General features: G+C 39.2%; 8 protein-coding genes and 1 CRISPR repeat array. Of the genes, 6 read left to right on the top strand and 2 right to left on the bottom strand.

All coding sequences use genetic code 11. The annotated features are described in order from the left end of the window. The first annotated feature begins 78 nt into the window (after positions 1 to 78). The 5 genes from cas9 to DXD25_RS10945 all read left to right on the top strand — a co-directional run bounded on the left by cas9 (position 79) and on the right by DXD25_RS10945 (position 6,792). Positions 79 to 3,702, top strand: coding sequence for a type II CRISPR RNA-guided endonuclease Cas9 (cas9, locus tag DXD25_RS10965; RefSeq protein ID WP_117663537.1), 3,624 nt, complete (start codon positions 79 to 81; stop codon positions 3,700 to 3,702). Positions 3,703 to 3,709: 7 nt separating this feature from the next. Then, the gene (cas1, locus tag DXD25_RS10960) at positions 3,710 to 4,594 is read left to right on the top strand and encodes a type II CRISPR-associated endonuclease Cas1 (RefSeq protein WP_117663536.1); all 885 of its coding nucleotides are present in this window, start codon (positions 3,710 to 3,712) and stop codon (positions 4,592 to 4,594) included. Then, entirely contained in the window at positions 4,591 to 4,953 is a 363-nt protein-coding gene (gene cas2, locus DXD25_RS10955) for a CRISPR-associated endonuclease Cas2 (protein WP_117663535.1), read from the top strand. The genes cas1 and cas2 overlap by 4 nt, the downstream gene beginning before the upstream one ends. Positions 4,954 to 5,045: 92 nt before the next feature. Next, positions 5,046 to 6,193: direct repeats of the CRISPR family, unit length 36 nt; unit sequence GTTGTGGTTTGATGTAGGATTCAAAAGATATACAAC. Positions 6,194 to 6,209: 16 nt separating this feature from the next. Further along, positions 6,210 to 6,458: a DUF3791 domain-containing protein gene (locus DXD25_RS10950; RefSeq protein WP_117663534.1), complete on the top strand. Its 249-nt coding sequence runs from the start codon at positions 6,210 to 6,212 to the stop codon at positions 6,456 to 6,458. A 127-nt stretch (positions 6,459 to 6,585) separates the two neighbouring features. Beyond that, entirely contained in the window at positions 6,586 to 6,792 is a 207-nt protein-coding gene (locus DXD25_RS10945) for a DUF3791 domain-containing protein (RefSeq protein ID WP_006848384.1), read from the top strand. A 930-nt stretch (positions 6,793 to 7,722) separates the two neighbouring features. Here the strand turns inward: DXD25_RS10945 and DXD25_RS10940 are convergent. Further along, complete coding sequence (locus DXD25_RS10940) at positions 7,723 to 8,400, bottom strand: SGNH/GDSL hydrolase family protein (RefSeq protein WP_117663533.1); 678 nt, start codon at positions 8,398 to 8,400, stop codon at positions 7,723 to 7,725. 360 nt (positions 8,401 to 8,760) lie between these two features. On the opposite strand from DXD25_RS10940, the gene DXD25_RS10935 reads away from it, so the two are divergent. Continuing rightward, a complete protein-coding gene (locus DXD25_RS10935; RefSeq protein WP_233522286.1) occupies positions 8,761 to 9,372 on the top strand; it encodes an HAD family phosphatase in 612 nt (203 codons plus the stop codon). Between the two features lie 49 nt (positions 9,373 to 9,421). On the opposite strand, the gene DXD25_RS10930 is transcribed toward DXD25_RS10935, so the two are convergent. Further along, positions 9,422 to 10,732 (bottom strand): ATP-binding protein, encoded by a 1,311-nt coding sequence (locus DXD25_RS10930; protein ID WP_117663531.1) that lies wholly within the window; start codon positions 10,730 to 10,732, stop codon positions 9,422 to 9,424. Positions 10,733 to 11,010 lie beyond the last annotated feature (278 nt).

The following is an 11,010-nucleotide window of genomic DNA, read 5'->3' as shown; positions in this document are numbered from 1 at the left end:
CATTTTCAATCGATTACATAAGAATTAACAGAGTATTGTTACAGAAAATTAATAATTAAGTATATAAAACTATACAATATGACTAAAATACTTGGAATTGATACCGGAACCAATAGTCACGGATGGGCTATTGTGGAAAAACAGGCAGATGAATATCATTTGCTTGATAAAGGTGTGGACATCTTCCAGGAAGGTGTTTTAAAAACAGAAAAAGGCAAAGAATATTCTAAAGCTGCTGAGCGTACAGCTCATAAAGCTGCAAGAGTAAGAAACTATCGTATTAAATTACGTAAGATACGTTTGCTTCGTATTTTAAGTGATGCACATCTATGTCCTCCGCTTTCTAAAGCAGAACTATCTGCATGGAGACTCAAGAAAGAGTATCCTAAGAATGAGTTGTTTATGCAATGGCAAGCTACTGATGATGATTCAGAAAAGACTCCTTATGCTTATAGACACAAATGCCTTCATGAAAGTTTGGACTTCAGTAGTATAACTGATAGGTATATTTTAGGCCGAGCATTTTATCACATGATTCAACGCCGCGGTTTTTTAAGCAATCGTAAAGATCAGAATGGTGACGAAACAGGAAAGGTAAAAGAAAGTATCAGCAATCTGACTCAGGAGATGCATGATGAAGGTTATGAGTATCTTGGTGATTATTTTTATTCTCTCTATAATAAAGGAGAGAAAATCCGTAATCATTATACTGCACGAAATGAACATTATCTGGCAGAGTTTAAGGCTATATGTGAAAAGCAAGATTTAGATAAGAATCTTGGTTCTGATGTGGTACGTCAAATAGAAAAAGCCATTTTCTACCAGCGACCATTAAAGTCGCAAAAAGGACAAGTTGGTAAATGCGTATTTGAGAAGAACAAGACAAGATGTCCTTCTTCACATCCTATGTATGAAGAGTTTAGAATGCTCTCTTTTATCAATAACATAAAGATTCAGACTCCAAATGATGATGTATTACGCCCTCTGTCTTCAGAGGAGCGAGCACTCATTATGCCTTTGTTCTTCCGTAAATCAAAGAAGTTGTTTGACTTTGAAGATATAGCAAAGAAATTGGCACCCAAAAAACAATATGGTTTTTACAAGAAGAGTTCTGATGCCGAAATGCCATATCTTTTCAATTACCCTATGGATACATCTGTTTCTGGTTGTCCTGTAACTACCGCTTTAAAAGATATCTTTGGAGATAATTGGATTGATTCTCTTTGCGAAACCTATACGCTAGCCGAGGGTAAAAGTCGTTTGAATGTAGTCAATGATATTTGGCATGTATTGTTCTTCTATACAGATGATACAAAACTTGCAGAGTTTGCTAAGAATCGTCTGCAATTGAATGATGAAGAAGCAAGGAAATTTTGCAAGATTTCTTTGCCGGGTGATTATGCGTCTTTAAGTTTGAAGGCTATCTGTAAGATTCTTCCTTATCTTAGAAGAGGTTTGATTTATTCTCATGCCGTATTTTTGGGTAACTTATGTGAAGTGATGCCGCAATATGAATGGGATATAGAAGAAATGCGTAATGCTGCTATTGAGCATATTATCCACGAAATGAATCAGATTGATTCTAAAGATGCACGTACTTTCGAGGTTTGTATTGAGGAGTATCTGAAGGAGCAGTATCATGTATCTGAAGAGAAACTTAAGAAGTTATACCATCCTTCTAAGATGGATAAATATCCAAGAGTATTGCGTACTAATGATCATGGTGTTTATCAGCTTGGTTCACCTCGAATTGATTGTGTGCGTAATCCAATGGCTATGCGTTCCATATTCAGATTGCGTAAATTGGTAAACCGATTGTTGGAAGAGGGAAAGATAGATCTGGATACAGAGATCCATATTGAGTTTGCTCGTGAGTTGAATGATGCGAATAAGCGTCGTGCGATAGCGAAATTTGCAAAAGATAATCAGAAAAAAAATGATGAGGCTCGTAAGAAGATTATAGACAAAATGGGGGAGGAGTATAATGTTAAAGATGATGATATCCTAAAGTGTATTCTTTGGGAAGAGCAGGGACATATCTGCTTATATACAGGCAGGCAGATTGCCATTCCCGACTTTGTAGGAACAAGTCAAAAATTTGATATAGAGCATACGATTCCCCGTAGTGTAGATGGTGACAGTACAAGAATGAATTTGACGCTCTGTGATAGTCGCTTCAATAGAGAAATCAAGAAAACCAAGTTGCCGGCAGAATTGCCTAACCATGATGAAATTATGGCACGTATTAATGACTGGAGAGAAAAGTATGAGTCTCTTGATGGGCAAATACGTAAACTGAGGGGAAAATCAAAGGGGGCAACAACCAAAAAGCTAAAGGATGACATAATTTATAATCGTCATCTTTTGGAATTGCAACGCGATTATTGGCGAGGTAAGTATTTGCGTTTCACGATGGAGATTGTACCTGAAGGATTTAGTCGACGCCAAGGTACTGATATCGGTGTGATTTCTAAGTATGCACGTCTTTACTTGAAATCCCTTTTCAAGCATGTCTATACCGTTAATGGTATTGCTACTTCTGATTTTAGAAAGATTTGGGGTGTTCAAGATGTATATGGTAAGAAAGAGCGTGTAAATCATGTTCATCATTGTATTGATGCTATCGTTGTTGCATGTATAAGCCGAGACGAATATGATAAGTTAAGTGCATACTATCATAATGAAGAAAATCATAAATGGTATGGCATGTCAAAGGCTTATTTTAAAAAGCCATGGCCTACATTTGTTGAGGATTTAAAGAATGTGCAAGATGAAATTTTGGTTTATCATTATACTCCAGACAATATGCCTAAGCAAGGACGTCGTAAAATACTTCTTGATGTAGAAGTTGATGGAATCAAAAAGAAAAAGAAGGTCCTTTGTAAGGGTGATGCAGCAAGAGGTTTATTGCATAGCGATACATACTATGGTGCTATAGAGAACGATGGCGTGGTAAGATACGTTAAGCGTATAAATTTGGCTTCTATGAAGGTGACCGATGTTAAAAATATCGTTGATGATGCTGTTAGAGGTATTGTAGAGGCTGCTATCAGAGAAAAGGGCTTTAAAGAAGCTATGGCTGGAACTATATGGATGAATGAAGAAAAGCAAATTCCTATAAAAAAAGTAAGATGCTATACTTCGATAAAAAATCCAATATCTTTCGATAAGAAAAAACAACGAGATTTGTCGGATAAAGAATATAAAAGAAACTATTATGTTACCACTAAGGGTAATTATATAGTTGCATTATATGTTGGTTCTACAAAAACTGGCAAAAGAAAGACATTTTATGAATTTGTGAATATGATGGAAGCTGCTGGTTATTATAAGACGAGTACTGATAAGTCTGTTGTTGGACATAATATAGTGCCACTTGAAAAAGATGATTGCCAGTTGGCTTTTATCCTAAAAAAAGGAACTATGGTTATCTTTTATAAAGAAACAAAAGAGGAGGTATGGGATTATTCTCAAAAAGAGACAGTCAGAAACCTTTACTACGTATCCGGGATAGAATCCGATGGTAGGGTAACGTTTAAGTATCATCAAGAAGCGAGACGAGACGAAGAACTTCCTCGAAATGCTTCTGACACATCAGATATAAAGCCTAAGATAAGAGTCGGTTTGGCTTCTGCAAAGATACTGGTTCAAGGCTATGATTTCGAGATTAATGAATTAGGTGAAATTAAAAGATTAAGATAAAAATGATATGATTAAGCAGACATTGTTCTTTTCAACTCCAGTTTGCCTTTCACTTAAGAATTGCCAGATCGTAATCTCTTGGAAAGATAGTGACGACAAGATTACACACCCTATTGAAGACATAGGGTGTGTAGTCTTGGAAAATCAAATGATAAGCATTACTTTACCGCTTCTCAACGAGTTGGTAAAGAATAATGTTGCTGTTATCTTATGTGATAACAAGATGATGCCAACATCTATGTTGCAAAGCTTAGATGCTAATACTACGCAAGCTGAAAGTTTAAAATTTCAGCTTGCTGTTACTGAGCCAATGAAAAAGCAGGCTTGGAAACAGATTATAGAGTCAAAGATAGAAAATCAAGCCGCAGTCTTGGCTCTTGCTGGTAAGAATAAAGATATTCTCAAGCCTTATTATAATAATGTAAAGAGTGGAGATTCTGACAATAGAGAAGGATTGGCGGCAAAGGTGTATTGGAATAGCCTTTTCTGTAACTCCTTTAAAAGAGAAAGAGAAGGATGTCCACCTAATGCTCTTTTAAATTATGGTTATGCCATATTGCGTGCAGCCGTAGCACGTGCTTTGCTTGGTTCTGGTTTGCTCCCGAATTTGGGCATCTTTCATAAAGGCAGATATAATGCTTTTCCATTAGCTGATGATGTAATGGAACCATATCGGCCATTTGTTGATGAAATCGTTTATCGGCTTTATGGAAATGGAATTACAGAACTGAATAAAGAATCAAAGTCTGAGATAATGCGTGTGTTGAATAGTGATGTTAACATAGGAAAGGTTAAGCGACCTTTGCAGATTGCATTGACCATCACAACTGCCTCTCTTGTGAAATATTATTCTGGAGAAATCAAGAAACTTTCCTTACCTATTATGACATGACAGAAGATAGACTAAATGCGTATCATATAATGTGGTTATTTGTATTTTTCGATTTACCTGTTACTACGAAAAAAGAAATGAAGGCAGCTTCTCTTTTCCGCAAGAACTTGGAGAAAGATGGTTTCTCCATGATGCAGTTTTCTGTCTATATACGTCATTGTGCATCAAGGGAAAGTTTGGAAGTGCATATAAAACGGGTAAAATCTTTGCTTCCGGAGACAGGAAAAGTTAGTTTATTAAGTGTTACTGATAAGCAATATGGAGATATTTATAACTTCTGGGGTAAACCCAAAAGTATTAATAAGAGTAAAATATCGAAAAAAGTTATCAGTGAACCTATTCAATTGGAATTTTTTTAGTACTTTTGCATAGAAAATTATATCCTACTCATCATTTCTTATTAGAAAAAGTGATTGTTATGTGCTGGAAATCAGTACTTTCAAATCTGTAGGTTGTGGTTTGATGTAGGATTCAAAAGATATACAACGCATCAGAGGCAGGCACGGTACTGGGACTGTTGTGGTTTGATGTAGGATTCAAAAGATATACAACTTAGATTATGGATGATACTTTGCTCTTTATGTTGTGGTTTGATGTAGGATTCAAAAGATATACAACTTGCTGAAGAATGGGGATGAGAAGCGTCGGTTGTGGTTTGATGTAGGATTCAAAAGATATACAACGGGCGGCTTTGCCGTGGGACCCGCCCTTGCGTTGTGGTTTGATGTAGGATTCAAAAGATATACAACGATTGGTATATTGGTTCAGATGGTTTTATGTTGTGGTTTGATGTAGGATTCAAAAGATATACAACGATTGGTATATTGGTTCAGATGGTTTTATGTTGTGGTTTGATGTAGGATTCAAAAGATATACAACGATTGGTATATTGGTTCAGATGGTTTTATGTTGTGGTTTGATGTAGGATTCAAAAGATATACAACAGAACATGCAGAGTGAACGGCAAGGTAGTAGTTGTGGTTTGATGTAGGATTCAAAAGATATACAACGAGTTGATTTCGCATATTTCTGCCCACGCGTTGTGGTTTGATGTAGGATTCAAAAGATATACAACAGATATTGCGCCGCATATTAGTTATCGTGGTTGTGGTTTGATGTAGGATTCAAAAGATATACAACTACAGCAGCTACCAGTGTTGCAATCATGCAGTTGTGGTTTGATGTAGGATTCAAAAGATATACAACAAGGAGGCATCTGAGATTGTAAACGGTATGTTGTGGTTTGATGTAGGATTCAAAAGATATACAACAAGCAGTCCGTCAGCATGATCTATCACTCAGTTGTGGTTTGATGTAGGAGTCAAAAGATATACAACAACCCATAAAATTAATAATTAAAGAGTTAAGTTGTGGTTTGATGTAGGAGTCAAAAGATATACAACGCTACCGCCGCCATCCCTCGGACCACCGCGTTGTGGTTTGATGTAGGAGTCAAAAGATATACAACAGCATAAAAAAAAATGGTAAAGAATAAAGAGTTGTGGTTTGATGTAGGAGTCAAAAGATATACAACGGAAGACGGTTACAAAGTGCTCGACCCGAGTTGTGGTTTGAAGTAGGAGTCAAAAGATATAAATACAATATTTTGTAAAGAATGGAAGATCGAGAACTATTACAGAAAAGTGCTCCAGAGTTCGAACGCCTCGCCTTTACGGTGTTGGCTATCGAGGCTTCGGCACAAAAAATGGGTATATCGCCGTCTGAAATGAGAAAGCGATTGGATAAGGTGGGGCTAATCAAGAGTCTCATCCAAGATTGCTATGACACTCTACATACCGAGAGCCGGGAAGCTGTGGCAAGTGATGTGGTCGAAGCTCTTAAAAATTGGGAAAGAAAAGAATAATGGAAAAGCAAATATTATATCATGGTTCAAATGTCTTTGTTGAGTATACTCTCCGCCAGATTTGCATTTTAAGCCAAGAGATAGTTGATAAGTATTTGCAGTTCAAATTATATGAAAGGGTATAATTATGTTGGATTTCTTATTATGGAATAAAATCGCTCGTATCATAAAGCAACTAGCCGATACGTTACATATATCAACCGACAGAGCATTGCAGATATTCTATGACTCTGATGTTTGCCGTATGTTACATGACAAAGAACTTGGCTTGCATCTAATGAGTGATACATATATTGTAAATGATTTGATAGAAGAGCTGAGGAATAAGCAATAGCAAAACAATGGATCATTAGAGGAGGAAGATTCTTTGTACTGTAGCACCTTGATTGTTTAGTACGATCAAGGCAAATGCTTCATAATTCAAGATTGAAAGTGGGTATGGTGTCATCCAACAACTCTTCGCCCACCAGCTGATTTCCGCTTGCACAACAGATGCTGGACGAGCGCATATCAGCTGTTATGCAAGCGCACAACAGCTGTTGTGCGGCTGAAGATATAGGCTTCTCCGGCTTATAATATTAATTCTTCCGGCAACAAGTAAAGGTTACTCCGAAGACTTTTTACGTAAAACCGATGCAACAATGATAGTATTTACAAGCAACAATGATAGTACTTGCAAGCAACAGCGATAGTACTTACACGGTGCAAAGACGTTACTGAGAGGTCGCCATGATAGTACTGACGAGGCGTAAAGGGGCTTGTAGCGCTTATTGCCTCACTATGGCACAACATTGCCCCTTACCAGGGCAATAACCTGCCATTGCCAGGCACAAAACGATACGTCGGGAGCTGGTAAAACAACCACTCGCTTTTTTACTCTTCACTCTTCACCAAATCGGCTGAAACCCCGATAAACACTGGGGGTGCGAGAGGTGAAGAGTTACGCACTACTCTTCACCACTCTTCACCCCTCTTCACCTTCGGATTGCGCACGGAATTGAAATGGTAGCTCGTCCTGTTCGGTCGGGGGGCTGAAACCACTTTTTTATGTCCCACAGATTTCACAGATTTTCCGTAAGCGGCTCCGCGTGAAGAGTGGTGAAGAGTGGCGTAAACTCTTCACACGTGCAAGTTCTTAAACTACAGGTGTTTATGACCTTCTGGTGAAGAGTGAAGAGTGTTTTTGAAAGTGGCTTGCTATTACGCCGGATTCAAAGACGGAACAATTTATATCCATTGTTTGGAAGGTTATGTTGCGGTAATTTTATTTCTTTATCACCTTCAGAACCTGGTCGGCAAGGCTTCTCATTCCCTTGATAGTTGGGTGACCGTTCTTCTTGTCTATGTCATGAAGGGCGATGACCGGAACCTGGTAGGTCTTGCAGATCTTTTTTACTGACTCGTTGATCTCATCCTTCAGCTCTGAGTTCAGAATGAAGTAGATATCTACATTCGGATGGCGCTGACGGAGATCGGAAAGCAACTTCGCCAGAGCAGGACGGAAACAGTAGAGGTCGGCACGCTTCCAGTTGCTGTACTGGTAATTGCCGATAGGAGCATTCGCCCAACTGTCGTTCGTTCCGCCGCAAATCAAGATGATGTCCGGATTGCCCAGCAGGGTAGTGCGGTTGATGAATGAACGGTCGCTGTAATCCTCATCGCGATAGCCGGTGTTGCAGATGGTGGAACCGGAATAGGAATTGATGTTGCCCATCTTGTAACCACCTTCCTTGATAACCTGCCACCACCAGGTTTGCTCCACCTTGTTGACATCGGTTGCTTTTTGAACCGCAGTGGTGTACCAGGTGGCATATCCCTTTGGGATGAAACCTTCGAAAGTTGAATACGAGTCGCCGAGCACGGCAACGGTCTGCTTCACCTGTGCCAGCAGGGGCATCAGGGCGAACATAAAGAGGCAGACGATAACTGATAATCTTTTCATGACGTTTTTTATATAGTTTGATTTTTAATATGATCCTCTTTTGGGATAGGGCTTGAAACCCGATTGCAAAGATACGATATTATTTGTGGATATACAAATTTCCCTTAAGGAAAAAAATAAAAACCCTTAAGGAAAAATTCTCAATCTCTTCTTTCCCCATTTTTCGGGTGTTTTTGCCTGATTTCCTTTCTTAGGAATATTGTTTACATAGGGATGATGGGGAAGAACCTCTTTTACTAATAAATGTTATATTCCTGAAATTCCTTCCCTAAATCATTTGTTCTCTCCCAAATTTACAGTATTTTTGCAGTAAGTATCTGATTAAAGATTAAAAGTGTGATTCAAAATAAGATATAGATTATGCAATACAAGAATATCATATTCGATTTAGGTAATGTCTTGGTGAAGCTCAATCCGGAAGGATGCATCGGGGCTTTCAAGGCGATAGGAATGGGGGAGTTGGTTGATACGAATCCTCAGAGTGAGGGGATGAAGCTGATGAGCAAGCTGGGTGTGGGAATGATCACCACCGAAGAATTCTGTGAAGCAGCCCGTAAGTTGACAGGGACTGATGTGACGAATGGAGAGATCATCGATGCTGCCAACAAGATGCTGGTGGAGATTCCTGATGAGAAAAAGGAGCGACTCCTGCAGTTGAAGAAGGCTGGCTATCGCCTCTTCCTCCTGAGTAATACCATTGATATTCACTGGGATTATTGTGTGGAGCATCTTTTCCCTTATCAGAACCATGGGGTAGAGGATTATTTCGAGCAGTGCTTCCTCTCTCAGAGAATGCATCTGGCTAAGCCTAATGCCCGCATCTATGAGGAGGTAATCAGGCTGGCGAACATCCATCCCGATGAAACCCTCTTCATCGATGATCTGAAGGAAAACTGTGAGGCTGCCGAGAAGCTGGGCATCCACACTTTCCAGAACGTGAATTTCGATGATTGGCTTGAGCTTCGATTCTGACGGATATGTCAGAATCGAAGCTTTTATTAAATGCCATTAGGCTGATTTGTCAAATAATACTAGGTAATTTATCAAATGGTGTCAGGCATGCATAGAGCGGAACATTGATCATCCAATCTTGATCCTTATAGGGAAGCATGGAGTAGCGGAGTCCCTTCAGGTGCGGATTGTTGGTGATGAATGTTCTGAGAGATTTGGCCTTGACGTTCACCTCTGCCTTTACTTCAATCGGTATAACCCGGTCGTGCCATTGGGCTAGGAAATCAATCTCTATTGTGGAGTTATCCACAGCATGATAGTATAATGAAATATCCTGGCTCTTCAACTGGGTGAAGACATATAATTCCGTGAAGGCTCCTTTATATTCAGAGAAAATGCTATCTCCTACCAACATCGATTCTGCTGAAGTCTCTGCCATCGCTCCCATCAGTCCCACATCGAGCATGAAGAGTTTGAAGGCGTTCAGGTCTTCATAGAATTTGAAAGGGAGGCGTGGGGTATTGACTCTCTGAACCTTATATGCCAGTCCTGCATCTATCAGCCATTGGATGGCCAGTTCGAAATCTGCGGCTCTGGCACTTTTCTTCACGGCTCCATAGATAAACTTCTTGTTCTCTTTGGCAAGTTGGGCAGGGATACTGTCCCACACCATATTAATGCGAGGCACTTCTCTATCTGGTGCGTGCTTCGAGAAATCTCGGCGATAGTCTTGTATAATCTGCTTTTGGATGGAACGGACTTCCTGCAGTCCCTTCTGCTCTACATGGGCGAGTACGGCGGCTGGCATTCCTCCTACATAATAATATTGTCGCAGCAGGCTGATCAATTCTGTTTCCAGTAAATTGATGACGTTCCAATTTCCTTCTTTCAAGATGCTTGCCAGTTTTGCTTTTCCCATGGCATCGAGGAATTCGATGAAGTTCATCGGGTAGAGGCGCAGCTCTTCTACTTTTCCTACTGGATATGACACCTCGCTATGGAGTGATATTCCCAACAGGGATCCTGCCACGATGATATGAATATCAGGAGCATCCTCGCAAAAGAACTTTAAAGCTTCTAATGCTTTGGGACAATCCTGTATCTCATCGAGTACCATAAGGGTATCGTTGGGGGTAATATCTACCTGGCTGATGGCGGAGAGTGCCATCAGTATATCAGCAGTTGTGCCTCCTTTTTCAAACACTTCTGCTGCCTTCTGATTTCTGTCGAGACTGAAGAATGCAAGCTTTTTATATTCTCTTTTTCCGAATTCTTGCAGGATATAGGTCTTGCCTACTTGTCTTGCTCCGTTGAGAATCAGAGGTTTATGATTTCGCTTGTTCTTCCATTCAACGAGTTTATTATAGATGCTTCTTTCCATGATTTACACTTTTTATGATGAATAATCGTATAAACTTCACATTTTTTCTAACGAATATCTGTAGATTCTCACACTTTTTCTGACGAATACATGGAAGTTTTTCACACTTTTTCTAATGAATAACGGAACAAAGATACACTTTTTCTAACGAATAACCAAGGAAAAGGCAGACTTTTTCTCTTTTTCTATTAAAACTTAATATTTGTTATACATTGAGGATAATTCGCTTTTTCCAATAAAATGTTATACCTTTGCCAACTCATAATAACTAACATAAA

It is taken from the genome of Prevotella sp. TF12-30 (genome assembly GCF_003436715.1).
Taxonomy (GTDB): Bacteria; Bacteroidota; Bacteroidia; order Bacteroidales; family Bacteroidaceae; genus Prevotella; species Prevotella copri_A.
Note: the sequence above shows the minus strand (reverse complement) of the source record. Positions and strands in the feature narration are given on the sequence as shown.